This window comes from Paenibacillus sp. JNUCC-31 (assembly GCF_014844075.1).
GTDB lineage: Bacteria > Bacillota > Bacilli > Paenibacillales > Paenibacillaceae > Paenibacillus.
Genome location: NZ_CP062165.1, coordinates 3,995,213 through 4,020,740 on the forward strand (window position 1 = coordinate 3,995,213; position 25,528 = coordinate 4,020,740).

A 25,528-nucleotide genomic window follows, 5' to 3' on the forward strand; every position below is an offset into this window, starting at 1 on the left:
CTATATCAACATCCATGATGTTGTGATCATGTTTTGGGCAAAAAAGTACCAGGGCAACACCATTTTGCAATCAAAACAGGGATGCCCTGGTGGTCATCTTGGATCTAGTGAATCTTCTTCTTCACTGATAAAACTTAGCTTGCACAAGAATCGCATTCTTCAATAGTCAAAGCACGGCTGCGGACATAATAGGTTGATTTCAGGCCGGCTTTCCAGGCATGCAGGTGAAGCTCCAGGAACTCGGTTGCTTTAATATCTGGACGTACATAAAGGTTGAAGCTTTGAGCCTGATCGACGTGGCGCTGACGGGCAGCAGCCATATTGATGGAAGCATGCTGGTCCACCATGAACGCTGTTTTATAGTACCAGATCGTTTTTTCAGACAGGTCAGGGGCCGGGTTGGCAATTTTGTATGTCGTTTTCTCTTCATAGGACAACAGTTCGTAAAGTGGATCAATACTGGCTGTGGAACCTGCGATGATGGACGTTGAACCATTCGGTGCAATGGCGAACAACCAGGCGTTACGTACACCGTTTTGCTGTACTTCCGTTTGCAGTTCTTTCCATTGGTCGGTTGTAACGAATTTGCCTACGCGCTCACCGGTTGTGTACTCCCGTTGGTCGAAGTATTTGCCTGTCTGCCAATCGGAACCTTGGAATTTCGGATAATGACCTTTTTCCTTGGATAGCTCCATGCTGGCTTTAACGAGCAGATAGTTAATTTTTTCATACAGGTTATCGTTATACGTGACTGCTTCTTCCGATTCCCACCGAATGCCTTCAAGAGCAAGCAGGTGATGGAGTCCGAATGTTCCCAGACCAACCGCACGGTACTGACTGTTGGTATATTGGGCTTGCAGCACTTCAATATTGTTAATGTCGATAACGTTGTCCAGCATACGAACCTGAATCGGTACCAGACGCTCCAATACATCATGCGGCACTGCACGTGCCAAGTGAATGGAGTTCAGGTTGCAGACTACGAAATCGCCCGGCACTTTGGAAATCACGATGCGGGTTTGTCCATCTTTGGTTACGAGCTCTTCCTTTTCAACTACAGTTGCAGATTGGTTCTGCATGATTTCGGTACAAAGGTTGGATGAGTACACCATGCCGTGTGCGCTGTTCGGGTTCGCACGGTTGACGGTATCCCGGTAGAACATGTAAGGCGTACCCGTTTCCAGTTGGGATTTCATGACACGTTTCATGATGTCAATCGCCTGAACCGTGATCCGGGACAGCAGCGGGTGGTTGACCGCCTCCTCATATTTCTCACGGAATGCGCCTTCGCCTACGGACTCATCATAGAAATCTTCCAGTCCGAGTGGACGACCGTTCTCATCTTTCCAGCCCATCACTTTTTTCGTTTCATGTGGGCAGAACAGGCTCCATTCACCGCGGCTGGCTACCCGCTCCATGAACAGATCTGGCAGGCAAATCCCGTGGAACACGTCATGCGCACGCATCCGCTCGTCACCGTTGTTCAGCTTCAGATCGAGGAAGGCCAGAATGTCTTTGTGGAAGACGTCCAGATAAACAGCGATCGCACCTTTACGTGTTCCGAGCTGGTCTACGCTGACCGCAGTGTTGTTCAGTTGGCGAATCCAAGGGATAACGCCAGAACTTGTATTTTTGTGCCCCCGGATGTCCGATCCACGCGCTCTGACTTTGCCAAGATAAACGCCGATGCCGCCGCCCATCTTGCTCAGACGCGCTACATCTGTGTTGGAATCAAAGATTCCTTCAAGGGAATCGTCTACTGTATCAATGAAGCAGCTGGAGAGTTGTCCGGCCACTTTCTTGCCCGCATTGGACATTGTAGGTGTAGCTGCTGTCATATACATGTTGCTCATGGCCCAGTACGCTTCTTTAACGAGATCCATACGTTTCTCAGCAGGCTCCTGATGCATCAGGTACATGGCGATAACCATGTAACGCTCTTGTGGCAACTCCATTACTTTTCCGTCAAAATCGTGAGCGAGGTAACGTTCTGCCAGTGTGAGCAAGCCGATATAGTCAAACAACAGATCATTACGGTAGTCGATGCATTCAGCAAGTTCGTCGATCTGCTCCTTGGTGTAACATTCCAGCAATTCTTCACGGTAGATACCTTTCTTCACGAGATCTACGAGAAGAGGGTGGAACGCGCCGTATGGCTCTTCCGGATATGACTTATATCTGCGGTTTGTGGCCGCTTTTTTGTAAAGGGATGTCAGCAGGGAGCGCGCCGCTGCAAATTTCCAGTTAGGCTCTTCCTTTGTTACCAGTTCCAGTGCGCTCATCATAAAAGCGTTGCTAATCTCGTCTCCGGTAACTTCGTCACGACGGAGCTTGCTGTTTACCCCGCGTACCAGACGTTCCTTGTCCAGCATGTCCAGTCCTTCCAGAATACGATCCGCATATACCGAGATGCGCATTTCATCAAAGGCAAGCTGGCGGTTGTTCGGCTTGGTCACAACTTGTGGCATGAATATTCCTCGCTTTCACATGTTTAAGAGATAAAATGGAGAAATTCTTTATATAAAGAATTGAGTGTCTTCTTACGTTGGGATATAGATATATACTGCATAATGCGGACTGAATGGTGGTGACAGGGCGTCGTACTTCATCTTGTGACATAGGACAGCTTTCAGCACCTGATCCATATACAAGGTATTCTTCTCGCGTTGCGATTGGAAATGCCCATGGAAGGATGCTCTGGCTTCCTTATGACCCATTATTAAAGGTGCAACAAATGACATAAAAGGTTTCTTATGTAAACTTTTGTCTATTGCAAACGCGCCTGTATGATGAGGATACCGGGTGCAGTCCAAACAGCCCCGTTAACCTCAGTGTCAGCTCTGTTTCGAGAAAGCGATTTACACCTACAGGGACGTGCCTTTGAAGGTGATTTCATCCTTTTTTCACGAGATTTCAGAAGGTGACTCATAGAAGTGGGGTAATTCGAATTCACTACATTTTGTTGCTGTTATCATAATGTAACCCAACATATAGTGTTTGTAAACAGGGTCAACACCGTGAAACGTAATTCCGAGTATACCATTTTAGCCAGGAATCCGCAAAGGAAAAGGACTGGAAGATTTGAAGATTGTTCAAAAAAATTTTTGGGTCAAATCAGATGACGTCTTCACGTCAGTTTGAATTGTTACGCATTCAGCTGGTAGAATAAAAATAGTCAAAAATCGACTAAAATGAGCGGCAACGGTGAATCACGGGGCCCAGAGGAGGCGGAGCGAAAGTGGCAATAGCAGAAGTGACTGTAATTCCAATTGGAACCGGGACGACCAGCTTGAGCAGTTATGTGGCGGATATGCAGAAAGTGTTGGAAAATCAGCGGGGCATTACATATCAGTTGACCTCCATGAGCACCATTATTGAAGGCCCGTTGAATGAGGTGTTCACCGCAATTGCGGCCTTGCATGAAGCTCCGTTTCTATCTGGAGCCCAGCGTGTTTCCACCTCCGTGAAGATAGACGACCGTCGTGACAAACCGGACGCTTCCAGTGTGCAGAAGCTGCAATCTGTTCAGGATCAACTGGCATCTCGTCAAGCTCGGCCCAATTAGCAGATACCTTTAGTGTATATGGCATTCTGATGCAGGATGCAAACCTAAAAAGCTTCGCAGGATTTCTCCTAGCGAAGCTTTTTAGGTTTACAGGATACTGAATACTACAGAATTAAACCTGCTTTTTTAAGATCAGCTCTGTTTAGTACCAAGGATCCTTGTAGTTTTTTTATACGAACTGTATTTCCGGATGGAGCGGTTACAACTTTCTCCTCATCCTCTTTGAGACCATTGGCATTAACGCTGAGGATTGTTTTTAAATTTTTAGAAATGTTATATACATCTGCTGAATCTCCCTTTAGATTAACCTGGTATCCATTAGATGCAGACAAATCAATCAATGTAATCCAATCTGCCTGGGATTGGCTTTTGGCAGAGAATTCAATAGAGCGGGTTGCACTTGAATAGTTTACCTCATAACCGAGGATTTTAGCAGCCTCGCGTAGTTGGAGATATGTATTCCCTTTATAGAGCAATTGATCAGATGTTACTGACTTGGATTGGCCATTTACGATAACTTTAAAGTTCGCAAGAGTGGCTTGTACCTTTTTGGAGGTAGCTGCAACAGCCATGGAAGAGGACCCGATCAACATCCCGATGGATAAAGCAATAATTACCTTTTTCATTTTCACGTGCATCATCATCTCCTATGTAAGTATGCTATACCTAGGAATAATACCCTAATCAGGAAGGATTGACACGGGTGTAAATTATTATATTTTTACTCCTTATGAATCAATTGTTGGCTTTCATATATAAATTCAAATGTCCAAATATGTTCATGAATTTTATGAACGGGTTGTTTAATTGGTCCCAAAGATCTGTATTTATAAAATAGTGTTATGACAAGAGGACTATACCCTTTCATTTTTATGTTAATACCGCGGCTTGCCAAAAGTAAGGCCTGGAGGTCTGGTGGCTTTGCCTTGCCTGCATTCTGCTTAAAAAAGCCGCAATGGTGGAAAAACGCAAAAGGGACAAAGCAGGATAAACCTCTGCTTCGTCCCTTTTGAACGTATGGGTGTTATTTCTCTTCACCAATATGCTTTTAAGGGCATTTGAGACAGCCCCTTTAAGGAATATTGAGAAGGCTATTCTGCAGTCACCAGTGCTGCTCCAATGAGCGTAGCATTGGTATAACCACCTCCAACATTCTCAAATGAGAAGTTGGCGATCGGAGCACCGATTACGGTAGCGTAGTCTCCCTCAAGCAGATCGCCTGTGGAGGATGGATAGATGGCGAGTACATTGTTTCCGTTATCATCCATGATATGAACGATAGCAGCTGTGGAGCCATCAGAAGTATCTTCTTCAACCTCAATAACTTCACCGCTAATTTGTATAAAATGTTCATAGTAATTCGCAACATTTTTATTCAAATGTTTGGTTGTCACTTTGGTATCCACCAAACTTTTAAGCTTTTTGCGAACTTCAGCTGTACTGGCTGGGATTAAATCGTCGTGCGCTGTGAAAAAGTCATAAGAAACTTGTTCCATGATCGCTGTATCATTAGTTATGATCGGGGTTAATTCTTTGAAATAATCAGCCGCAGTTACTACTGTCTCCTGGTTTAAAGAAGCTGTATTCGCTTTAGTCTGTTCAATAGGAGAGGAAATAACCAATGAATTCAAAATTTCATTGACTTGCTCTTTTCCTTTTTGTTCATAATAGTTCTTGGAGTAGGTTAATGTCAGACTATAAAGCTCAGCATTGGATGGAATCAGGTATTGAATCAAGACAACCTCTCCTCCAGATGGGTGGTTATATGTTCCTTCCAGAACACCTGCATTGTAATCTTTGAAAGGTTTTTTGGTGTAACTGGTCTTCTTATACTCTGGAACACCAATGCTTTGCCCATTTTGTTCATAGTAGGCAACAGTTGCATTGGCTATTGCTTCGGGGTTAGTTTCACCACTCGGATTAGCATCAATAAGAAAATTAACGTTATCGGCAAATTGAGTTGCTTCCTGGTTAGAAAAAGCAGCTTTGAGTGCTGGCACGTTCAATTGGCTTGTATCTACGCTTTTCCAGTGATCCGGATATGAAAATGAGAAACCTTCTCCACTATATGTAGTGTATTTAGTAGCTTTAGCCTCGGCCGAGCTCGTTTCGGTTGTACTTGCTTTCTCTGAAGTTTGTGTATCTGCTGTTTTTGTTGTTTCTGAATTACCGCAAGCACTAAGCAATGCTGTTAATGCCAAAATCGTAATAAGCTTTTTCATGATATCTAATTGCTCCTAGTGTGTTCCCCATCGGATGGGATTTTTTTCTAAGATCATCGTGTGGGTTCAATGATTACGATCTGAACTGCTCATGATAAAGTTGAAAAATTGCCTGGTTTCGTTTTTGAGTTGATCAGGCGCATTAAAAAATTCCCTTAGAAAGACTCCGTGTAAGGGATGATCCAGGTAAAAAGACATTTGCTCATTTAAACTCTGAATTGGATTTGAGGTTAGACCGATAAGATAATCGGCACTCGTCCCCAGAACGTTCACCAAACGACATAAAGCATCTGGATCAGGTTTCCTATGATTGTTTTCATACCGGGACAATTGAACTATTGTAAGGTTCGTTTTTTCAGACAATTCCTTCTGAGAAAAACCCTTCAGTTCCCTTAAATGTTTAATGCGTTCACCTAGAGTAGGCATAGACACTCCTTTCTACTTGAATAGTAAAATAATATCATCCCTACATAAATGAGAATACATAATTACCGAAAAGGTAATGAGTGTGTTGAAAAGACGGTAATCCTATCCAATAAAATATACCATTACGGTAATGTTTAAGGATGTAAATAAACAACATCTTGATAAAAAACTATGATTTTAATAAATATACGCGTGCTCCTAAAGAACCATGGGATCGTTATATGTGTAATATTGAAGCTTAAAGTTTCACTGCTGTAGGGAAGATATCCTTTGAAGGACAGCCGCCCAATTTTAACTGGAGCCCGGTCTCACGAGGGACTTTTGCATATAGTGAATTGTACCTCAAATCAAAGGAGGGTTTTACATGAGTGGAGTTGTAGGTGGATATGGCGGCGCTTGGACATCGACTGGTGCCATTTTGGTTCTGTTCATTCTTCTCGTTATCATCACTAAATCTTTCTGGGTATAATGTGTGGAACTCCGCCGGTTTACCGGTGGGGTTTTTTTTGTAGGTTGTGGACAAGCCCATATGAATAGTGAAAACGCCTATTTTGTCAAAGGAGGGCGATAGCCCGATCCAGAGGTAGGCAGAATACATAGCTTAGGGGTGTAGGCAAATGTTAAGGAGGAATGAACAATGAGCGAAGTTAAACCGAATTCACCGAACGGACAGGGACACGTATACGGACATATGGGAGGGTATGAGCATATGCAAGGATATCAATACACAGGTCATGAAATGCATGGGTACGGATATGGATATGGGTGTACAATGCCGATGGGATATGGCTACGGATATGCACATCATGCGAATCATGCTCCAATGCTGCATGGTTATCAGCAGGGTTGTGGAACTTCCTATGGACATGGTGGAGGAAGCTGGGGGTCCATGGGTACGATTCTTGTACTGTTCATCCTGTTGGTCATTATCTCCAAAACGATGTTTATCTAGCTCTTGCCATAACAACGGGTTCAGGGAGTTGATCCGTACAACTCCGATGAAAGGCGCCGAGATTGTATCGGCGCCTTTTGGCGGTCTGACGTTGCCAAAACTTAACACGGTTGTAATCCCGTGGTTTCTGTAAGCAGACATGGAAAAACACCCGGAACCCAATTCCGGGTGCTTTGTGTATGTTTTCAATCTTCTCAAGAATAAGTGACATCCAAAACAACAAAAGCCCTACCTCTCTTTTGTCCTTGCGGCTCCGATGACCGCGCCAGTGTGAATGGGAACATCTTGTGAAACTCTGTACTACCGGGTTATTGTGATTCAGGTTCTTCAATCTTCATAGGTTAATGTGCTTGTTCGCTGCGGTCGCAGCATGAAGAAAATATTCCGGGGTTAAAAGAAGACAGAAAATCATATGAGGTTGTTTAAAAACCAACTCTTATACTATACCACAGGCTGTAATTTTTTGCAATTAAAAGGAAGGGTGAAGCTTTTTTTGAAAACAATTGCGAAAATATTTCAAATTTTATCTTCCATAAGGTAATCCTCTTCGATTGATTCATTTTATATGACCGCTATGAGCGGGCGGTGTATTCTTTTGCCTACCGGATCGTTGGTGATCCGATGACTGCAGAAGAGACTGTTCAAGAATTATTCTTGCGGGTCTGGAACAATGCGGAACGGTATGAGGCCTCACAGGGGAAGCTGACCACATGGATGTTTGCCATTACGCGCAACATTGCAGTGGACATGCTGAGGCGGAAATCCAAAGGTGCAGCTACGACCTCAGTGGAGAACGAAACACTGGCGGCTTATGCCGATGAACATACAAATACAGAAGAAGAAATAGAACGCAAATGGGAAGGTGTCCGAATCAAAGAGGCCCTGTCCCAGTTAAACGGTGATCAGCAACAGGTCATTGAATCGATCTATTATGCAGGCTTAACGCAACAGAAGGTATCCAGCAGATTCGGGATTCCGCTGGGTACGGTAAAGAGCCGTGTCAGGCTTGCCATGCGGCAGCTTCAGAAGCTGCTCGCCGATGCTGAATTGCATCCGGACGCGGGAAGGGAGGGCATACATCCATGATAGAACGACATGAGGAATGGTCTGATCTGGCGCCGGTGTATGTGCTGGGAGGACTCGAAGCGGAGGAAGTGGCAGCGTTTGAAGCGCATTTGGCCCATTGTGATTCTTGCCGCCAGGAGGTGAGGGAATTGCAGGAAGTCACTGGCTTCCTGCCACTCGCGGCGGAACCTGTTGCACCGCCGCCTGGCATGCGAGCACGTGTGCTGGGCAACGTGCTCGGCCACGCGCAGCAGAGCGCCAAGGCGAAGCCGGCGGCTCCTGCGAAGCCTGAAGCACCCGCGGTGCTTCAGGAGGATCTTGCGCCGCAGCAGGAAGCGGCGCAACCCGGGCAAGGCCTGCCGCCGGAGACGGCGGTGCCTGCAGCCCGGGTGGAAGAGGCTGCACAGGCACAGCCGTGGCAGCCACAAGGACGCGCGCGTGCGCGCAGCAGCCGCGCCTGGCGCGTAGCGAGCGCAGCCCTTGCGGCAGCGGCGCTTGTGCTTGGCATCTACGCCGGGCAGCTGCAAGGCCAGATCAATTCGCTGAAGCAGCAAGCTGCGGGCTCATCGGCTGCGCAAGAGCAGCTTGCTCAGGCACAGGCACAGAATGCGCTGCTGCAAGAGCGGCTTGCTTCAGCAATGCAGCCTGCACAGGGGATGCAGACAGGTGAAGCCGTCAGGCTCAATCCTGCCACGCAGGACATCGTGGCCCAAGGTTTGGCTACCATCGTCATTGACAGCAAGGGGACGCACCTTGTTGTACAGGCAGAGAACTTGCCCACGCTGGAGGGGGATGAGGCGTTCCAAGTTTGGCTGATCAAGGGGGATACTCCTCAGAATGCAGGGACATTCCTTAGTCGTGACGGTACGGGAGCAGTGTATTACACACTTGACTCTGCCAACGACTACGATACGGTTGCCATCACACTTGAACCGGATGCAATGGGTAAGGAGCCTCGCGGCACGATGATTCTGGCTGCCAAGATCAAAGGATAATAAAATGAATGACCATACCAGACTGTTCCCTCCAGGGAGCAGTCTTTTTATCGTGCTGCATGAGTATAGATAGGGGTGGAAAGTACAATTCCAACAATCTAGCAGGGGTGGGTTTCCAGTTCTTCTATTGGCTGATTCAATTAATTTTTTTAGTCCAAATAACCGATAACAAATAGGAGGCAATACTCTTAATCTCTCCACTGTCATCAATGGGGAGAACTGGTTGCACCAAGAGAGTGAGGGGTTGGGTTGGAAGTATACCGTTCATTTATCTTACGTCTGTTGCGCAATTATCTGATCGGTTCAATAGCGGCTGTTTTTGTGGTTGGTTCCGTGGTTATGGTGTCTACATTACAACTACCAAACATTCAATTTATACGTCTTATTATCATTGTGCTGATTTCACTCTTGTTCATGCTTGTCGCTGAACTGATTACCCTATGGGCGCAACTTGGGCCCATTCGGCAATTTTTTGCATCAGAGCATCATGAGAAGGCTGATCTGACCAAGATGTATGAGAGCATCCACCGTTTTCCTGGACAAACGATTTATCGTATTTTGGGTCCGCATATGCTTGGCTTTTCCCTGCCGGCAGCCGGACTGACGATATGGATGATTTCTACCGGGGGACTGGAATTTCCGTACGGATACGTCGCAGTTGCAGCTGCGTGTGCGTTATTGATTGCCGTTATGCATGCCTTGATTGAGTATTTCCTGACCGTTCGGACGGTGAGACCATTGCTGCTGGAAGTTCGTCGCAGAGGCAAAGAGCAGCATGGCATAGAGCCATCGCTTGGTGGACGTGTTCTGGTTTCCATTCAGCGTAAATTTCAGCTGAGTACGGCACTGATTGGTTTATTTCCATTACTTCTGTTCTTCCTGGCTACATTTATCCGTCTTCAGTATATGGATAGCGAGTTTGCGAAAGAGTATATTCTGTGGGCAGTTCTTATCGTTGTGCTGGGCGGGGGATTCGCTCTTGTGGGAAGCTGGCTGCTGATTCGGGATGTTCGCGGTCCGGTTACGGAGCTGACTGAGGAGATGACCCGAATTCAAGAGGGGGATCTTGGCAGAAGGACCCCTGATCTGTACGCGGATGAATTTTCTGCACTGATCTCCGGATTCAATATGATGATTAACCGGCTTGAAATGCGACAGGAACGCAACCGGCAGTTGCTGCAGAGTTATTTTTCGACCCTGGCGGCTGCACTGGATGCACGGGACAAATATACGGCTGGTCATTCTATGCGAGTCGCAGAATATTCTATCCTGATTGGGAAGCTGAGCGGAATGAATGAAGAGCAAGCTGATCTGTTATACAAATCAGCGCTGCTGCATGATATTGGGAAAATCGGCATACCCGATGAAGTACTCCTGAAGGATGGAAAACTAAGCGATGATGAATTCGCCATTATTCGCACACATCCCGTGTTAGGGGAGAGTATTTTGCTACAGATTGAGCCGATCGATGCCATGGCAGACTTCCTGCCGGGTGTAAGATCTCACCACGAAAGATATGATGGCAAAGGATATCCGGATGGCATGGTTGGTGAGGAGATTCCGCTGTTTGGCCGTATCATTGCCGTAGCCGATGCATTTGATGCGATGACGTCTGACCGTCCATATCGGAATGGGATGAGCCATGAGAAAGCGTTATCTATTTTGGAAGAAGGAAAAGGGACCCAGTGGGATCCCTATTTTGCCGGTTTGTTTATTGACGAGTGGAGAAGGCAGCAACAACAGCATGTCCAGGAGCCAGCCGAGCGAGGGGTCAGCTGATCCCCTCTGTCCACTTCGATTCTTTTCTGCGCCGACGGTGAAGAGCAAGTCCGGATATGATTGTGAAAATGCATTCGCCAAGAACAACTGCGCCCAGAGCGTCATAGATGACGTGTTGTTTGATCATTAAGGTGGACAGTATAATCAGGGCTGCACCCGCAACAATAAACCATTTGACCTGTTTTCGAATGTTCTGAACGGATAGAACTGCACGCATAACCAGATAAGAATGAAGAGCATGAATGCTGGGAAAACAATTATATGGACGATCCTGGCTGTATAGCCATCCAACAACAGAAGCGCCGAGACCTGTACCTGTTAACTCGGGACGGGGCACCATAGTCTGAAAATTAAAATAGATCAGATAACAGATCCAGACACAGATATTCATGGATAACAGGACACGGTAATAAGTGAGCCGATCCTTCGCACATAGATAAGCCAGCACGCCAAAAACAAATGGATACCAGGCTAGATATGGAATGGACATGGCAGGTACATAAGGAATCAACCGGTCGATCGGGGAGTTAAGTACAGAGAATCCGCGCTCCGGACTATTCAGAATATCATAGAACATTCCCATGACAGCCAGGGAAAGCATTAAGCTTAATGACAGCCAATAGGATTTGCTTTTTAACAAGTGCACAACACCGGTTCTCCTTTCATCCATGTTCGCAAGGAACAGGATCAGCAGTAATTAAAATTTAAACAACAATATATTCTACTACGTTCTGCGCACAAATTGAATCCTGATTTGTGTATTTTTGTGCATTTTTTGATGGCATGGGAATGCCGAAGGCTGAAAGGGCATGATATGATAGAGGCATACGGACTAAGGTTTTCAGTCATTGAATACACGACAACAGGAGTGAGTGAATGCAATTTTCAAAAATGTTCGTATTGAATATGGGGATGCTTATTACCATTGCTTACCTCGCCAGTGTGTTCTATAAATACGTCGTAATACGTGCTTCATCACGTGTAAAACAGATCAGTTCGTTGTTTGTACTTATATTTGCTGGCTGGATCAGCACGGTATTTGGGTTTCAACTTAATGATGAAGTGGTCTTCGATCTTCGTTTTGTTCCTTTAATTGTTGCGGTTTTGACGTATAGACAACCCTATAGCGCTATTATCGTAGGGGTTGGAATTGGACTGACCAGGTTAACTTTCGGTATCAATGAGGCTACGTTGGCTGCACTGATTAATATGTCGATTCTGGGCGTGGTGTGTGCCGGGTTGAATATATGGATGAGACGCAGTGACTACAGGCTGATTGTTAAAGTTGTGCTCGTTACAGTGATCGTAAATGTGATCAATAGTTTGAACATCGCTGCTTTCGGTGTTATCCCGGCTGCATACTTTTTCTCACATATTATGCCGTATACCCTTCCAGCAGGTATTGTACTCAGCCTTATTTTTGCTTTTATTTTGCGTGATTTTCAGAATGAACAGAATCGGATTTTGCTCATCCAGAGCACAAACCGTCTATTATCTATACAAAAGGAAGAATTGCAGAAAGCAAAAATAGTCCTGGAAGATCGCGCCAAACAATTGATGATCGCTTCGCAGTACAAATCGGAATTTCTGGCGAATATGTCACACGAGCTGCGAACACCGCTGAACAGCGTGATTAACTTTGCCCAGATGATCAGTGAGAACAGCGATACAATGGAACCGGAGGATATCAGCCGTTTTGCAATGATGATTGAACAATCTGGTCAGGAATTGCTTGCATTAATCAACGACATTCTCGATCTGTCCAAAGTGGAAGCAGGCAGACTGGATATCGTCTTGGAGGATATCAGTGTGGCACAACTCACGGAAGATGCCATGAACCACTTCCAACTGGTTGCCGAGAAAAAGGGAATCCAGCTGCATCTGGTCAAGAAACCAGGGTTGCCAGAGACCCTCTGGTCTGATCCCCAGCGGGTTCAGCAAATTTTGCGCAATCTCATGTCCAATGCCATCAAGTTTACTCATCAGGGGAAGGTCACACTGACCGTGAGTACCAAGCAGATCAAGAAGTCAGGTATTCAGAGTCGATGGATTGTTTTCTCGGTGCAAGATACCGGGATTGGGATTTCTAAGGATAAACATCAATCCATCTTTGAGGCATTTCAACAAGCGGACGGGTCCATTAGCCGAAAATTTGGGGGAACAGGTCTTGGCCTGTCCATTAGTCGGGATTTGGCCAGATTGCTGGACGGATCAATTGAACTTGAAAGCACTGAGGGCAAGGGAAGCACCTTCTATCTCTATCTGCCGTTGAACCGTGAAAAAATGAGTTGACAACCCTCACGCTGTGAGTAGAATTTGGGGTGACAACTAGCATCGACCGGCACTTGAAACCCGGTCTAAGGAGTGTATCCCCATACAGAAGACGGTCAACGTTAACCCTTCCCCGTTTGCAGGCAAACCACGGCGCAAGGGTTCAACACAACGCATGAATTTATCCATTGCAACATGGGAGGGTGTTCCGGCAATTATTTTGCAGACGTTGCTGGGAGGCCCATTTTTAACCGGATTTCTGTTGTACCTCGGGGCCGGGTCAAGACATATTGGCTTCGTGCTCGCCATCACGACATTTGTGAATATCGCCCAGATTGGGGCAGCTTACTGGATGCAGCGTATTCGCAGCCGCAAACGGATGCTAATAGTATTTGTGGGAATGCATCGCATTCTGTGGAGTTCGACGGGGCTAATCCCGTTCCTTTTTCCCAAGGAGTGGTGGGTAGTCATCTACATCGGTGTGTATACGGTTGCATTCATAGCCAATACAATTGGCGGTATGATCTGGACTTCGTTGATTGGAGACATTGTTCCTGCCAAGGTGAGAGGACGATATTTCGGAATTCGGAACACCATTCTGAATGCGCTTGGAAGCATATGCTTATTCGTAGGTGGCATCGTTCTGGACCGATTCCCCGGGGAGACGGGGTTCTTGATCCTGTTCATTCCTGTATGGATTTGCGCCATTGCCAATACGGTAATTTATTTCTTTTATCCGGATGTGCCGTTTGAGCGTTCAACTGAAAAGGTTTTCTGGAAGATGTTCAAAAAGCCGTTTCAGGATTCGTCCTTTCTGAAGGCCGCACTGTTCCTCGCTGCCTGGTTACTGATCCAGACGTTGATCGTTCCGCTATTTTCCTATGTGATGCTCGACCTGCTTAACATTAATTATCAGACGGTATCCATGATTACCGTGGTACAGACGCTCGTCATGATGGCCGGATTCTATATCTGGGGTAATCTGAACGCGAGATTCAGCAACAAAACCTTATTATTTTGGACATTACCGATCATTGCACTCTCCTGTTTGTCATGGGGATTGATGTCGTTTATGCCTGTTTTGATAGCGCTCTTTTTATCTCATATTTTTCTCGGTATTGGTGTGGGCGGGTTCAACCAGCTTGCCTTCAACTTTACAATCGGAGATACACCGAAAAGCGAAAGACCAATGTTTGTCGCCGTTTATTCAGCTCTGACCGGAGTGACTTCGTTTCTTGGGCCGCTGATAGGCGGCTGGTTGTATGAGAGAATGGAAGCCTGGCCCGATGCGTTGACCTGGGTTTCTACCTATGGTTTCCAAGTGGGTGTCGGTGCAGCCATGCTGATTCTCACTTTTACGCTGGGCCGTCGTGTACTTCTGAAATAAACATCCAGTTTGGCGATTGGAGGGATGTAATTGGAGAGTCTTGAACGGAAAGCGATAGTGATTGGAGCTACGGGGCTTGTTGGTGGCTTATTGGTGCGGAGTCTGCTCCAGCATCCGGGGTATCATCGAATTCGAGCGCTGGTCAGGCGACCGCTGGAATGGGAACATCCCAGGCTGGAGCAGTATGTGGTGGACTGGGAACAATTGGAGAGCCGCACAGATCTGTTTGATGATGTGGATGACTTGTATTGCTGTCTGGGGACAACGATTAAAAAAGCAGGCAGTCAGGAAAATTTCCGCCAAGTGGACCTTCATTACCCCGTAAGAGCCGCAGCACTTGCTAAGGAGCAGGGAGTTACCCAGATGCTTGTCATTTCCTCCATGGGAGCGGCTTCCGGTTCCCGATTGTTCTATAGTCGAACCAAGGGTGAGATGGAGGAGGCATTGTCGGCTATCGGTTTTCGTTCTTTACATATATTCCGTCCTTCCTTAATCCTTGGCGATCGCAAAGAAAAACGGTTGGGAGAGCAGTTGGCTGCGCATGTCATGACATTTCTGGATCGCTGGATGAAAGGCAGAGTGGATAAATACAGGGCAATCCAGGCTTCCACCATAGCTCGAGCCATGATTAACATTGCCATTGTTCGAGCGAAGGGGGATCATGTGTATTCCAATGACGTCATTCATGTGCTGGGATTGGATGAGTCCTGAGAGGGATCGTGGTATAATAGGCTGTATAAATAAATTCGGGGCCTGCTCCCTAGAGAGACAGGACGGCGAATAAGAAGGAGAGAACTCGTTCATGAAAAAACCAATCTCCACCGATCAGGCGCCAGGCGCTATTGGTCCATATAGCCAAGCCGTTGATGCAGGTGATTTCATCTACACTTCCGGTCAACTGGGTTTGGACCCGCATACGGGAGAATTCGGAGCAAACGTACAAGAGCAGACTCGTTTGTCTCTGAGCAATGTAAAAGCAATTCTGGAAGCAGCAGGTACGAGTATGGATAAAGTCGTGAAAACGACGGTTTTCCTGAAAGACATGAACGATTTTGTACCGGTAAATGAAGTGTACAGCACGTTCTTCGAACAGCCTTATCCGGCACGCAGTGCGGTTGAAGTCGCTCGACTGCCGAAGGATGCACTTGTGGAGATCGAGGTCATTGCTCTGAAATAGAGCTGACGGGTATTTGCCAAGCAGAATCAGCATTTTACGTTGTTTTATTTATGCAAAATGCTCGGATACATAAAAAGCCGATTTCAGGTCATGTGACTGAAATCGGCTTTTTGAATTATTCATGAACTGAGGCTCAATCCCGATCCTGATTACGGGCGAAGAACAGCCATACCGCATAAATGGCCAATGCGATCGCAATGATAATTGCCGTATAATATACGGAAGTGACGTCTTTTTGTTTGAGAGCGATGGCAATGTATGCCCATGTGAAAACAAGTGGATACGCGCTATCCCGGTAAGGGAAGCTCACGAGTACAGCCAGCACCAGACCTACAATTAACATAATGATGGTCCAGGTAGGTTCACTGAGCCCGAAGCCATCCCAGCCGACTTTATATAATAATACAGCCGTATTGATAATGGTTGCCACGCTGACCCACCCAAGATATATGCTGAATGGCAGCTTCACGAGCCAGACTTCGGCAGTCGTGGGGAGGGTGATTGCACGCGTTTTTACATACAACATGATCAGGGACAGCAGTAACAGAACGATGACGACTAATGCGAGTCCAATTTTGAGGTTTTGAAAAGCAAAAATCCACGCTACATTAAAGGCGCAGCTTGCCAGAAACCAGTAACCGAGGCGGGTAATGGAGTCCCTTTTCCACGAAGAAGGAACGAATTGATAGATGACAAAGCCGGCGAGCAGCAGATAGATCAGTCCCCATATGGAGAAAGCATAGCCAGCAGGTGTGAGCATTACAGGGTACATATCCGATACGTTCTTGTTGGTCCTGCCTCCGATCGGCAGTGCGTTGGAAAGGTAGTTTACTACGATCACAGCTATAAATCCAATCGCGTTTAACCACTTATACGGATTGTTACGTGACATGGTGTTTCCTCCTTGGTTTAACAAAAATGAATGAACCACGGGTCAGTATACAATGAATATACCCAGTTCTTTCGCAGTCTAATAAGGAGCCGCAAAAAAATTCACAGGATCGTTGTCTTCTATCCTGCGGTTTGCCGCTCTTTTATTCGCTGTGCTACGTCTCAATGTACGCTAGCAAAAGCAGAAATATGTTCACTTTAAAGGAGGAAGAAAGTTGTTTACGAGAGAAACGATGGAGAAGCAACAAACGTGGTTTTATGTCGTTGCCCTGTTCGTGGGAGCGGCGATTGGGCTGGGCACCCCTGAATGGGGATCAGCGCTGCATTATACGGTTTCACCCGTGCTTGCCATTTTGTTATATAGCATGTTTGCACAGATTCCTTTTTTGCAGTTAAAAGAATCCTGGTCTAACCTGCGGTTTATTGGAGCTTTGCTGGTCGCAAATTTTATCGTTGTCCCTGTGATTGTGTGGTTGTTAACGTTGGTGTTTCCGCAACCTCCTGCCGTACTCATAGGCGTGTATCTCGTACTGCTGACTCCCTGTATTGATTATGTTATTGTTTTTACACAGTTGGGTCGTGGCAATGAAAAGTTGATGCTTGCCGCAACACCCATCCTGTTTGTGATGCAAATGGTCCTATTGCCCGTTTATTTGTGGTTGTTGATAGGGAAGGAAGCGGCACAGGTCATGCAGGTGGGGCCTTTCGTGGAGGCTTTTCTGTTCCTGATCGTTATTCCGCTGCTGTTGGCTATTTTTACGCAAATTGTGACCAAAGGCAAAGCTGGAGGGGAAAGGGTGATGAACGCAACCGCCTGGCTGCCTGTACCCCTGATGGCTTTGGCATTGATTGTCGTTGTCGCATCGCAGATCGGTAAGGTCTACCATGATTTTGCTGTGATTGTGGATGTTCTGCCCATCTATATTATTTTTCTGATGGTTATGCCCTTCATCTCACGAATCGTAGTGGCTCTATTCCGATTGGATACAGGCGCAGGCAGGGCCGTTATTTTCAGTGCAGGGACCCGAAATTCACTTGTCGTTCTGCCATTGGCACTTGCGCTGCCCCAAGAGTGGGCGACAATTGCCGCCGCTGTGATTGTAACCCAGACGATCGTGGAACTGGCGGGGGAGTTAATCTATATTCGAATTGTTCCTTCTGTCATACTGCGGGATCGCTGATCCCTTAGAAAAGAAGATCCGGTTGTATCTATTAAGATAAATTCATTGGTGTAAAAAGGAAAAGGGGCTATCCCAGAGTCATAACATGACGGGATGCCCCTTTTACAATTCAAGGAATAGAGCACGTTTTATTTAGCGAAATTTTCACAGTTCCGGAGACTCATTAAGTATTCCCGTCAGATAATGTTTTGCGGTATTCCCCCGGTGTGATGCCCTCCATTTTTTTGAACACTTTACTGAAGTACTTCTCGTCCTGATAACCGACCATCTCCGAGATTTTTGCAATTCGCAGTGAAGGGTTCTGTAACAGCAGCTTGGCGTTATTGATCCGCAGCTTGCCTAAATACTCCGACCAGTTCAACCCGAATTGCTGCTTGAATCTGCGTGAAATATATTCGCGACTCAGGTAGAACCGTGCAGCAATCTGCTGCAGGGACAGGTCCTCCTGATAATGGGCATCCATATAACGTGCAATCTCACTCATTGGGTCCGGAGTGGCGTGATGATGTGCAGTGAGTGCCTTACCGGCAGCGAGCAACCGCTGTTCCAGCAGGGAACGCAGCAAGGGTAGAGATATCAGACCTTCGTGATCCCAAGGTAACTCGGCGAATGGAATGGACTGTTCCTCTAACGATTCCTCTTCTTCCTTCGGTGGTGCGCCTGCGGCATCGTCGAGCCAACGGTCGAGCATCCACTCCAATTCATCCACCCATTGCTGTATTTGCTCGGCGGTTACAACATCGAGCCGAGTGATGGGATCAATCCATTCTGCAACTGCATTGGACACACTGGAAGCACGTCCGCTCATGGATGCGAGCCGCAAAGATTCCTCAAAGGTGGATAACCTCAGCCCCTTGTTGCCAATGGAGGACTCCAGTGCATCGTGAATGCGCTGCTTCGTTTGCAAGGCGTTGCGTCGCCACAACCGCATACTTGCTTCCTGATAGGCTCCCGAGGTTCCTGAGGGATAAAGCTCACAGCTGGATATACCAAAATGAAGACGGCGCTGTATAGTCTGTTCCAGTCCATCGTTCACTTTTTCGAGAATGGATTGAAGTGACGAGCATTGGCCCCAATATAGGATAACGATCTCATCCGGTCGATCAAGCTGGCGGAACACGACACCTTCGGCAGGTGGGGATAACATCTCCGCACAAATATTCAGGACGGAGAATACAAGCAGGTCAGGCTGACTGCGGTATTTCGCCAAACATTGAGCATCGAGATGCGAAAGGCTGGTGACTGCCACACTGCAACTGTCGATCTGCTCGGGCAGATTCAATTCATCCCGCAGCCGCTGGAATTGGGTATGGTTACTCCCGCGCCCAACGACCAGCTCCGTGAGCAGTCTATCATGGTAGTGAGGGCGCATCTGGTTAACTACCATGGATTGTCGTGTGGACTGCTTACGTACCGCATCCGCTTCTTTCCAGGCATCGACGGCTCTGAACAAGGATGAATTCAGTTCATCTGCTTCGACGGGTTTGAGCAGGTAGTCTGTACCTCCATAACGAATCGCATGTCTGACCAGTTCAAAATCATCATATCCGCTGATGACCAGTACCTTGCTATGCGGGGCATGAACGGATATCCATTCAAGCAGAGCCATGCCATCCTTGCCAGGCATTCGCATATCGCTGAGTACAATCTGCGGTTGATGGGCCGTAATGGCGGCGACCGCCTCGTGACCATCTGCGGCCTCATACAAGGTATCAATTCCTGCCGCATCCCATTGGCCAAGTAGCCGTATCGCATCGCGGACGTGTTTTTCATCGTCGACAATCAAGGCTTTCATGTTGTTCACTCTCCCGCGTATAGTTTGACTATAATCTCCACGCCATTTGGTTTCAGATTGCCAATCGTAAGAAGCGCATTGTATCCGGGCGGGGAATTCAGTTGGAGCCGGCGCATCACGTTACGCAGTCCAATCGACTCGCTTTCTTCTGTATTTTGAGTAGGGCCGGAAGAGATGGACGCTTCACGCAACCAACGCTGAATTTCGGACAACTTGTCTTCCGGGATGGACGGCCCGTTATTTTTCAGATGAATTTCAATCCAATCGTCAGGCGTCCTGCGGCTGGTGATCTGTATCCTCCCTTTACCGGGCTGGATGTCCGCTCCATGTTTGAAATAATTCTCAATCAAAGGCTGCAAAGTCATCCTCGGCATTTCAGCGCGCAGGGTATCTCCGGCAAAATCCAGCTCAACCTCCAGGCGGTCACCGAACCGCTCTTTTTGCAGTTCCAGATAAAGCCGTGCATGCTCGGCTTCTTCATGCAACGTGACCTGAGTCTGGTCACGCATGCTGTAGCGCAGCATTTTGGATAAGGAAGAGAGCAGCACATACACCCGCTGTCCTTGTTGTTGCAGCGCCAGTGTACCAATGGATTGCAATGTATTGTACAGAAAATGGGGATGAATCTGGGCTTGCAGTGCTTTAAGCTGATTGGTTTTATTGGCAATTTCCAACCGATATTCCCGCAAAATCAAATTGTTCACCGTATCCATCATATCTCGGAAGTGGCGGGCGAGCACACCGATCTCATCTCGACTCGTTAACCGGATATCCACATGAAGACGTCCTGCCTGAATCTGGTTCATATAACGCATTAATTGCTTGAGCGGTCCGGTGATCCGAATGGAGATGAACAGGGTTGCCACAATGACCAATAACAAGGCAGCAATGGCGATCATGGCGTTATTCCACGTTAATGTGGTGGCACTGGCGTACAGCGTTTCATTCGGAATCTGCTTGATAATGGTCCAGTTGGCAAATTGGCTGCCTAATTGCTGGTACACATACATCGAATGATCTTGTTCAAAATGTCCCGACGCGGTCTGGGCTGACCCTGTAGCAGTACGCGCTGAATTCAGCTGAGTCGCCGCTTCCTGCCGTAATGCATTCGTTCCACTAACTTCCGATTTTCCTTCGTATATCATCTGGTTCTGATTGTCGATGACATAGATCTGTTCCTTTACCGGATCATACAGTCTGCTGCAAATTTCGGCAATTGTATCCATATTCAAATCAATGGCAAGCACGCCCAATCGTTCAGTCGAAGGTACATCCTTGATCACACGGTGAAGGGTGATTACGGTTCTTGGAGGATCGTCCGCTGACGCCGCCTTGAAGCCGTAGGAATGACTAAGGTGCGCCGATTCGATCCAGATATCGGGGCTGTTGCCGGCGGCTATTCCATGTAGCGAGTCGGAATAGGCCTTTTTTCGTTCTTCCCGCTTCGGGAAAGGATTCGCAATCAATGTCGATTGATTGGCAACAAAAGAGTGCAAATACAGCTGGAAAACATCCGGTACAGCCGCGCGGATCGTCTGCAAAGTGGTGTATACCTCGGCAACTGCGCGATAGTCACCTGGGATTTTCGACAGATTCCGCAAAAAATTCGGATCGTTGTACACAGCAAGCGAAGCCCTTGCCACGTTATCCACGTAATTGTTGAGATTCGTGGACGCCTGAAAGATCAGGCGTTTGTTCTCTTCGACAGCCTGCTCACGCAGAGCGGTCTTGGTCTGGATAAACGTCATGCTGATGGAGGCCAGCAGCGGAATCGTCGTGGCAATGAGCATAAAAGCGATGAGCTTGGTGCGAATACTGTAGTATTTTGACATCGGACACCCCTTCTGGTTGCAGGATAATAGAGGACAATATTTTACACCCAACTGTTCACCAGGGTCGGTGTTTCCCTGCCCGAGATTGGGGTTTAATAGAACAAGAGACCAATTTCATCCATCAATAGAAGGGGAGAACGATATGAAGCATCGCAAGTCTTCACAGCTGTTGCAGCAGCTTGTGTTCGTAGGTCCCTCCATCGTCTTTTTTATTCTCATTATCGTGGTCCCTTTCCTGCTTGGTATGGTGTATTCTTTTACCGACTGGAACGGGGTGTCAGCTAACATTCATTGGGTGGGATTCGATAATTTCAAACAAATTTTTGCGAATGATCCCAAGTTTGTATCTGCGTTTTGGTTTACGGTGCGCTTCACCTTGGTTGGTGTAATCTTGACCAATGTTATCGGTTTTTTCCTGGCGTATTTCCTGACCAAACCGCTCAAGACGAGAAACATTCTGCGTACGATCTTTTTTATGCCTAACGTGATCGGCGGGCTGTTGCTCGGCTTTATCTGGCAGTTCATATTTGTGAAAGGGTTTTCAGCTGTAGGCGATGTAACGGGCTGGTCCTTCTTCAACCTCCCATGGCTGGGAGATGAACCGACCGCCTTCTGGGGGATCGTCATTGTATTTGTCTGGCAGACCGCAGGGTATCTGATGGTCATCTACATCTCTTCCTTGACCAACGTCTCGCCTGATCTGCTGGAAGCTGCCGAAATTGATGGTGCCAGCCGCTGGCAGGTACTGCGCAGCATTATTTTCCCGCTCATTATGCCGGGAGTTACGATCTGTCTGTTCCTGGCGATTTCCTGGTCGTTCAAAATGTTCGATCTCAATCTGTCCCTGACCAAAGGCGGACCGTTTGGATCAACAGAGTCGGTAGCTCTGAATATTTACAACGAAGCTTTTGTGAATAATCGGTACGGCATCGGTACAGCCAAAGCACTTGTGTTCTTCGTAATCGTTGCCATTATCACGATGATTCAGGTACGTGTGACGAAGAGCAAGGAGGTGGAGGCATAGATGGAAACGTCGAAAAATTATCGCTTCAGTACCATTGTAACCGAAATTATTATGGTGCTCATTGGATTATTGTTCCTGGTACCGTTCTACTTCCTGTTTGTCAATTCGGTCAAAACGTTCGGTGACTTGCTCACCAATTCAGCTGCTTGGCCGGAAGCATTCCAATGGGGCAACTATGCGAACGCCTGGGAGAAAATCAAATTCCCATCAGCGTTGATGAACTCGCTCATTGTCACAGTGGTCAGCAATCTGCTGCTTGTACTAATCAGCTCCATGGCCGCCTATCGAATGGTTCGCAGCGATACCCGCTTCAACCGGATTCTGTTCGGCATGTTCATTGCTGCCATGGTGATTCCGTTTCAGTCTATCATGATTCCACTCGTTACTGTAACCAGTAATCTTGGACTGATCGACAGTCTGTTCGGACTTATCATCTGTTATCTCGGTTTCGGGGCACCGATGTCCATCTTCCTGTTCCACGGATTTGTCAAATCGGTTCCGCTCGAAATTGAAGAAGCAGCGCGGGTGGATGGAAGCTCTGCCTACGGCGTGTTCTTCCGGATTGTATTCCCGCTCATGAAGCCGATGTATGTTACGGTCATCATCCTGAATACACTCTGGATCTGGAATGACTATCTACTGCCATCCCTGATTCTGCAAAGCTCCAATTTGCGTACAATTCCGATTGCGACCTTTGCGCTTTTTGGACAATATACGAAGCAATGGGATTTAGCCCTGCCTGCACTGGTGCTTGGCATCATGCCAATTATCATTTTCTTCCTGCTGATGCAGAAATACATCATTCAGGGGATTACCGCTGGATCAGTTAAAGGGTAGTGCGAGGGGATGTGCCGCTCCGGGATCATGTGGGGGAGTGCGAGGGCGGTCCGCTCCGGGATCATGTGCGATTTCGGTCGCTGTTGCTCCTCGGTGGCCTGAATGAGTTAAGGCAAAGAAGCCACCGAGTATCAAAGGCGAGCGCTCCGCTCCTCCAGCGCATCATGATCCCTCCGCTCCGACCTCGCACGGAGGTATGCAAATGGAGTCATGCCCGCATAGCATGGGCTTGACTCCAGAAGGGAAAATGACCAAGGGCGATGCGATGAAAGTATGCATAGTCTGGGCACTTCTCTGGGGAGGAATGATATATTCTCGGGTCAAAGTTCTAACGAACCCACCGCATCTTATGAGGTGAATAATCAAGGGATTCAAAGTTTAACGAACCTCAGTAACGTTATTTAGGCACAAACAAGCGTCCGAGCTTAAAATTCGCACAAATCAACGAAATAACGTCTCTATGATTCGTTAAATTACTAATCTGGGCAAATAATAGCGAATAGCATGCGCTTGGTTCGTTAGAATGGAAGAACGATAGAAAGGGGTGTAACTCGTCATACACATGGCTTATGAGCCTTTCCCTCGGGGAAAGAATAGAGCAAAAACGAGTTGCAAGAGCGAAAGCTGCGGGGCGGTTGTGAATTAATCACCGCTTGTTCCCGGTGGCCAGAATTAAAAAGCAAGGAAGCTGTTATACTGAAACTACTATAGGGAGAGTGTATGTATGAAAAGAATGACCAAGTTGACGTTGCTTATGCTAATTGCTTTTTCCGTAATGCTTGCGGGTTGTGGCAACGGAGATAAGAGTGGAAGTCCTGTTAACACAGACGCCCAAGGTGGCGGCGAGGCAGCAGCAGGGGACAAAACCATTAAAATCTTTCAATATAAAGTCGAAATTGCGGAAGCGCTTAACCGTCTTAAAGCGGAATACGAGAAATCCCATCCAGGCATCAAGCTGGACATTCAGACTGTGGGTGGCGGCAGTGACTACGGCGCTGCATTGAAAGCCAAGTTCGCGGCTGGCGAGCAACCGGATATTTTCAACGTTGGCGGTTATCGTGAACTGGACACATGGCTCGAATACCTGGAAGATCTGTCAGGTGAAGCATGGGTTAAAGATGTGCTTGATGTAGCCAAAGAGCCAATGACCAAAGACGGCAAACTGTATGGACAGCCGCTGGCACTGGAAGGTTATGGTTTCATTTATAACAAAGACCTCTTCCAAAAAGCAGGCATCACCGAAATTCCAACCACACTGGAACAATTGGATCAGGCTGCACAGAAGCTACAAGCCGCAGGAATTACCCCGTTCTCCAATGGATATCAGGAATGGTGGGTACTCGGCAATCATAACGTAAACGTGGCATTTGCGAATCAGGCTGATCCGGTGAAATTTATCCAGAGTCTTAACGAAGGTACGGAGAAAATCCCTGGTAACCAAGTGTTCACGGACTGGATGAATCTGCTCGATCTGACGCTGAAATACAGTAACAAAAACCCGCTCACAACCGACTACAACACACAGGTAACCCTGTTTGCAAGCGGGGAAGCAGCGATGATGCAGCAAGGGAACTGGACGCAGGTACAAATTGATGGCATCGATCCTAATCTGAATCTCGGCATTCTGCCGATGCCAATTACGAATGAACCGAATGACAAACTGTTTGTTGGTGTACCGAATTACTGGGTTGTGAACAAGAACTCGCAAGTAAAAGCGGAAGCAAAAGAGTTTTTGGAATGGCTCGTGACATCGGATATCGGTAAACAATACATGACCAAAGAATTCAAGTTTATCCCGGCATTCAGTTCCATTCAGGCATCTGAAGAGGATCTGGGTGACCTCGCAACCGACATCATGAAGTACAGCCAGGAGAACAAAACGTTAAGCTGGAACTTCAACCGTTTCCCTGAAGGTGTTCCACAAGAATTCGGCAGCACCATTCAGGCATATGTGGCAGGCAAATCGGACAAAAAAGCGCTGCTTGACGCCTTGCAGCAAAACTGGGATAGTCTGAAAAAGTAACCAACTCGGATTAACCATATGCAGAAGTAAAATAGTGCCGTCTCAACCTTGAATGGTTATCCACATACTAGTATCCACAGGCTATGGGAGCCATTCGCATGTGATT

General features: G+C 47.1%; 22 protein-coding genes. 14 read left to right on the plus strand and 8 right to left on the minus strand.

The window, feature by feature from the left end; all coding sequences use genetic code 11:
• Window positions 1-134 precede the first annotated feature (134 nt).
• Window positions 135-2,468, minus strand: coding sequence for a ribonucleoside-diphosphate reductase subunit alpha (locus tag JNUCC31_RS17370; RefSeq protein WP_192262823.1), 2,334 nt, complete (start codon window positions 2,466-2,468; stop codon window positions 135-137).
• Between the two features lie 770 nt (window positions 2,469-3,238).
• On the opposite strand from JNUCC31_RS17370, the gene JNUCC31_RS17375 reads away from it, so the two are divergent.
• Window positions 3,239-3,565, plus strand: coding sequence for an MTH1187 family thiamine-binding protein (locus JNUCC31_RS17375; RefSeq protein ID WP_192262825.1), 327 nt, complete (start codon window positions 3,239-3,241; stop codon window positions 3,563-3,565).
• Between the two features lie 104 nt (window positions 3,566-3,669).
• Here JNUCC31_RS17375 and JNUCC31_RS17380 read toward each other — a convergent pair whose 3' ends face one another.
• The 3 genes from JNUCC31_RS17380 to JNUCC31_RS34125 form a co-directional block, all read right to left on the minus strand.
• Window positions 3,670-4,191 carry a stalk domain-containing protein gene (locus tag JNUCC31_RS17380; protein WP_228469740.1) on the minus strand — a complete coding sequence of 174 codons (522 nt, stop codon included), beginning with the start codon at window positions 4,189-4,191 and terminating at the stop codon, window positions 3,670-3,672.
• A 465-nt stretch (window positions 4,192-4,656) separates the two neighbouring features.
• Window positions 4,657-5,787 carry a PsbP-related protein gene (locus JNUCC31_RS17385; RefSeq protein ID WP_192262829.1) on the minus strand — a complete coding sequence of 377 codons (1,131 nt, stop codon included), beginning with the start codon at window positions 5,785-5,787 and terminating at the stop codon, window positions 4,657-4,659.
• A 66-nt stretch (window positions 5,788-5,853) separates the two neighbouring features.
• Window positions 5,854-6,213, minus strand: coding sequence for a helix-turn-helix domain-containing protein (locus JNUCC31_RS34125; RefSeq protein ID WP_192262831.1), 360 nt, complete (start codon window positions 6,211-6,213; stop codon window positions 5,854-5,856).
• 364 nt (window positions 6,214-6,577) lie between these two features.
• Between JNUCC31_RS34125 and JNUCC31_RS17395 the strand changes: the two genes are divergently transcribed.
• From JNUCC31_RS17395 to JNUCC31_RS17415, 5 genes are all read left to right on the plus strand, one after another.
• Window positions 6,578-6,682 carry a sporulation protein YjcZ gene (locus tag JNUCC31_RS17395; protein WP_192262833.1) on the plus strand — a complete coding sequence of 35 codons (105 nt, stop codon included), beginning with the start codon at window positions 6,578-6,580 and terminating at the stop codon, window positions 6,680-6,682.
• A gap of 168 nt (window positions 6,683-6,850) precedes the next feature.
• Window positions 6,851-7,165, plus strand: coding sequence for a hypothetical protein (locus JNUCC31_RS33395; protein ID WP_228469056.1), 315 nt, complete (start codon window positions 6,851-6,853; stop codon window positions 7,163-7,165).
• Window positions 7,166-7,750: 585 nt separating this feature from the next.
• Window positions 7,751-8,251, plus strand: a complete 501-nt coding sequence (locus JNUCC31_RS17405; protein WP_416234315.1) for a sigma-70 family RNA polymerase sigma factor — start codon at window positions 7,751-7,753, stop codon at window positions 8,249-8,251.
• Window positions 8,248-9,225, plus strand: coding sequence for an anti-sigma factor (locus JNUCC31_RS17410; RefSeq protein ID WP_192262835.1), 978 nt, complete (start codon window positions 8,248-8,250; stop codon window positions 9,223-9,225). Before JNUCC31_RS17405 ends, JNUCC31_RS17410 begins: the two co-directional genes overlap by 4 nt.
• 249 nt (window positions 9,226-9,474) lie before the next feature.
• Window positions 9,475-11,004 carry an HD-GYP domain-containing protein gene (locus tag JNUCC31_RS17415; protein ID WP_192262837.1) on the plus strand — a complete coding sequence of 510 codons (1,530 nt, stop codon included), beginning with the start codon at window positions 9,475-9,477 and terminating at the stop codon, window positions 11,002-11,004.
• Here JNUCC31_RS17415 and JNUCC31_RS17420 read toward each other — a convergent pair.
• A complete protein-coding gene (locus tag JNUCC31_RS17420; RefSeq protein ID WP_192262839.1) occupies window positions 10,997-11,650 on the minus strand; it encodes a phosphatase PAP2 family protein in 654 nt (217 codons plus the stop codon). The two genes, JNUCC31_RS17415 and JNUCC31_RS17420, sit on opposite strands and share 8 nt — an antisense overlap.
• Window positions 11,651-11,880: 230 nt before the next feature.
• On the opposite strand from JNUCC31_RS17420, the gene JNUCC31_RS17425 reads away from it, so the two are divergent.
• From JNUCC31_RS17425 to JNUCC31_RS17440, 4 genes are all read left to right on the plus strand, one after another.
• Complete coding sequence (locus JNUCC31_RS17425; protein WP_192262841.1) at window positions 11,881-13,296, plus strand: sensor histidine kinase; 1,416 nt, start codon at window positions 11,881-11,883, stop codon at window positions 13,294-13,296.
• A 154-nt stretch (window positions 13,297-13,450) separates the two neighbouring features.
• Complete coding sequence (locus tag JNUCC31_RS17430) at window positions 13,451-14,662, plus strand: MFS transporter (protein ID WP_192262843.1); 1,212 nt, start codon at window positions 13,451-13,453, stop codon at window positions 14,660-14,662.
• 30 nt (window positions 14,663-14,692) lie between these two features.
• On the plus strand, window positions 14,693-15,373 hold the full coding sequence (locus JNUCC31_RS17435; protein WP_192262845.1) for an oxidoreductase: 681 nt from the start codon (window positions 14,693-14,695) through the stop codon (window positions 15,371-15,373).
• A gap of 91 nt (window positions 15,374-15,464) precedes the next feature.
• Window positions 15,465-15,839, plus strand: a complete 375-nt coding sequence (locus JNUCC31_RS17440) for a RidA family protein (protein ID WP_062322713.1) — start codon at window positions 15,465-15,467, stop codon at window positions 15,837-15,839.
• A 133-nt stretch (window positions 15,840-15,972) separates the two neighbouring features.
• Here the strand turns inward: JNUCC31_RS17440 and JNUCC31_RS17445 are convergent, their stop codons facing one another.
• Window positions 15,973-16,731 (minus strand): tryptophan-rich sensory protein, encoded by a 759-nt coding sequence (locus JNUCC31_RS17445; protein ID WP_192262846.1) that lies wholly within the window; start codon window positions 16,729-16,731, stop codon window positions 15,973-15,975.
• Between the two features lie 232 nt (window positions 16,732-16,963).
• Here JNUCC31_RS17445 and JNUCC31_RS17450 point away from each other — a divergent pair, with 232 nt between their 5' ends.
• Window positions 16,964-17,911, plus strand: a complete 948-nt coding sequence (locus JNUCC31_RS17450) for an arsenic resistance protein (protein WP_192273094.1) — start codon at window positions 16,964-16,966, stop codon at window positions 17,909-17,911.
• Between the two features lie 163 nt (window positions 17,912-18,074).
• On the opposite strand, the gene JNUCC31_RS17455 is transcribed toward JNUCC31_RS17450, so the two are convergent.
• Window positions 18,075-19,706: a response regulator gene (locus JNUCC31_RS17455; protein ID WP_192262848.1), complete on the minus strand. Its 1,632-nt coding sequence runs from the start codon at window positions 19,704-19,706 to the stop codon at window positions 18,075-18,077.
• A 5-nt stretch (window positions 19,707-19,711) separates the two neighbouring features.
• Window positions 19,712-21,538 carry a cache domain-containing sensor histidine kinase gene (locus tag JNUCC31_RS17460; protein ID WP_192262850.1) on the minus strand — a complete coding sequence of 609 codons (1,827 nt, stop codon included), beginning with the start codon at window positions 21,536-21,538 and terminating at the stop codon, window positions 19,712-19,714.
• Between the two features lie 142 nt (window positions 21,539-21,680).
• Between JNUCC31_RS17460 and JNUCC31_RS17465 the strand changes: the two genes are divergently transcribed.
• The 3 genes from JNUCC31_RS17465 (at window position 21,681) to JNUCC31_RS17475 (ending at window position 25,422) form a co-directional block, all read left to right on the plus strand.
• Window positions 21,681-22,562 carry a carbohydrate ABC transporter permease gene (locus JNUCC31_RS17465; RefSeq protein ID WP_192262852.1) on the plus strand — a complete coding sequence of 294 codons (882 nt, stop codon included), beginning with the start codon at window positions 21,681-21,683 and terminating at the stop codon, window positions 22,560-22,562.
• On the plus strand, window positions 22,563-23,399 hold the full coding sequence (locus tag JNUCC31_RS17470) for a carbohydrate ABC transporter permease (protein ID WP_192262853.1): 837 nt from the start codon (window positions 22,563-22,565) through the stop codon (window positions 23,397-23,399).
• A gap of 724 nt (window positions 23,400-24,123) precedes the next feature.
• Complete coding sequence (locus tag JNUCC31_RS17475) at window positions 24,124-25,422, plus strand: ABC transporter substrate-binding protein (RefSeq protein WP_192262855.1); 1,299 nt, start codon at window positions 24,124-24,126, stop codon at window positions 25,420-25,422.
• Window positions 25,423-25,528 lie beyond the last annotated feature (106 nt).

Excerpts from the sequence above, each read along its gene's own strand:
- JNUCC31_RS17370 (WP_192262823.1), bottom strand. The coding sequence starts at position 2,468 with ATGCCACAAGTTGTGACCAAGCCGAACAACCGCCAGCTTGCCTTTGAT.
- JNUCC31_RS17380 (WP_228469740.1), bottom strand. The coding sequence starts at position 4,191 with ATGAAAAAGGTAATTATTGCTTTATCCATCGGGATGTTGATCGGGTCC.
- JNUCC31_RS17385 (WP_192262829.1), bottom strand. The coding sequence starts at position 5,787 with ATGAAAAAGCTTATTACGATTTTGGCATTAACAGCATTGCTTAGTGCT.
- JNUCC31_RS34125 (WP_192262831.1), bottom strand. The coding sequence starts at position 6,213 with ATGCCTACTCTAGGTGAACGCATTAAACATTTAAGGGAACTGAAGGGT.
- JNUCC31_RS17395 (WP_192262833.1), top strand. The coding sequence starts at position 6,578 with ATGAGTGGAGTTGTAGGTGGATATGGCGGCGCTTGGACATCGACTGGT.
- JNUCC31_RS33395 (WP_228469056.1), top strand. The coding sequence starts at position 6,851 with ATGAGCGAAGTTAAACCGAATTCACCGAACGGACAGGGACACGTATAC.
- JNUCC31_RS17410 (WP_192262835.1), top strand. The coding sequence starts at position 8,248 with ATGATAGAACGACATGAGGAATGGTCTGATCTGGCGCCGGTGTATGTG.
- JNUCC31_RS17425 (WP_192262841.1), top strand. The coding sequence starts at position 11,881 with ATGCAATTTTCAAAAATGTTCGTATTGAATATGGGGATGCTTATTACC.
- JNUCC31_RS17430 (WP_192262843.1), top strand. The coding sequence starts at position 13,451 with ATGAATTTATCCATTGCAACATGGGAGGGTGTTCCGGCAATTATTTTG.
- JNUCC31_RS17440 (WP_062322713.1), top strand. The coding sequence starts at position 15,465 with ATGAAAAAACCAATCTCCACCGATCAGGCGCCAGGCGCTATTGGTCCA.
- JNUCC31_RS17445 (WP_192262846.1), bottom strand. The coding sequence starts at position 16,731 with ATGTCACGTAACAATCCGTATAAGTGGTTAAACGCGATTGGATTTATA.
- JNUCC31_RS17450 (WP_192273094.1), top strand. The coding sequence starts at position 16,964 with ATGGAGAAGCAACAAACGTGGTTTTATGTCGTTGCCCTGTTCGTGGGA.
- JNUCC31_RS17455 (WP_192262848.1), bottom strand. The coding sequence starts at position 19,706 with ATGAAAGCCTTGATTGTCGACGATGAAAAACACGTCCGCGATGCGATA.
- JNUCC31_RS17460 (WP_192262850.1), bottom strand. The coding sequence starts at position 21,538 with ATGTCAAAATACTACAGTATTCGCACCAAGCTCATCGCTTTTATGCTC.
- JNUCC31_RS17465 (WP_192262852.1), top strand. The coding sequence starts at position 21,681 with ATGAAGCATCGCAAGTCTTCACAGCTGTTGCAGCAGCTTGTGTTCGTA.
- JNUCC31_RS17470 (WP_192262853.1), top strand. The coding sequence starts at position 22,563 with ATGGAAACGTCGAAAAATTATCGCTTCAGTACCATTGTAACCGAAATT.
- JNUCC31_RS17475 (WP_192262855.1), top strand. The coding sequence starts at position 24,124 with ATGAAAAGAATGACCAAGTTGACGTTGCTTATGCTAATTGCTTTTTCC.